We start from the raw sequence: 871 nt of genomic DNA, 5'->3' as shown, positions 1-871 counted from the left end.
CTGTTGTGAGTATTTGTCGTTTGTTGCTCCAACAACCGATACAATCATATCAGTGTTGATTATTCTTCCACTTTCCAATTTAATAAACTTTGCCATTATTTTACTCACTTTCTTGGTTCATAACCATTTTCCCCATCATCCGTTAGATATATCAATTTAATATCTCTTTCAATTTCCTTATCCTTAAACATTATAAATTCCGTTCAAAATTGTGTGTGTGTTGCGTAATTAGCAAAGTAATATTCACTATCTCTTACCTTAAAGCCCTGTAAAGCATTATTAGCATCATACTTTTTAATCAAGTTATCAATTTGTTTTTTAGTTAGTTTCATATAGTTCCCCATCCCTAATTTCGTATTTTACATAACCAAACTTATCAGTGAATTCATTTTCCTGTTCGTAGAATGTTTCAGTTTCATCAACTCAATAGACAATTTTTTTAGTTTCCATTATTCATCTCCTTTTTATCATCTCATGCCATTTTAGCTCTCTCTTTCCAATTAGTTAAATTCATTCTTCTTCCCAATCTCAAATGAAATTGTTAATTACTTTCTTACCGATGTAAAATTCATCAAACTCAAACTCATCATCACATATATATCAGTCTATTACAATTTCTATCTCATAATCATAATCATTGCTAATGTCATGTTGTTTTGTTGCGATTTCCAAACCCCCATCCGCCAAAAGTTGTTCCCAATTTTTTTCAGTTAAGTGTTCTACTAACAATTCTAATGTTTGTTTAGATGTTTTACTTGCTATGTTCTCTTTTAGTTGTTCTAATGTCATTTTTTTTCTCCCTTTGTTCCTTTTCAATCATATCCTTATAGCGTGCCCTATTTGTTCTTTGTGCTTTAGTCAGTCCCATTAC

Annotated in this window: 1 protein-coding gene; it reads right to left on the bottom strand. The window is 30.7% G+C overall.

Annotated features, from left to right (window positions below; all coding sequences use genetic code 11):
* Positions 1-600: 600 nt before the first annotated feature.
* Positions 601-789 carry a hypothetical protein gene (locus N1032_RS24335; RefSeq protein WP_259543067.1) on the bottom strand — a complete coding sequence of 63 codons (189 nt, stop codon included), beginning with the start codon at positions 787-789 and terminating at the stop codon, positions 601-603.
* Positions 790-871: the final 82 nt, after the last annotated feature.

Origin of the sequence: Herbiconiux daphne (assembly GCF_024979295.1) — a bacterium.
Classification (GTDB): Bacteria; Actinomycetota; Actinomycetes; order Actinomycetales; family Microbacteriaceae; genus Herbiconiux; species Herbiconiux daphnes.
This window is presented reverse-complemented; position numbering and strand designations above follow the sequence as displayed.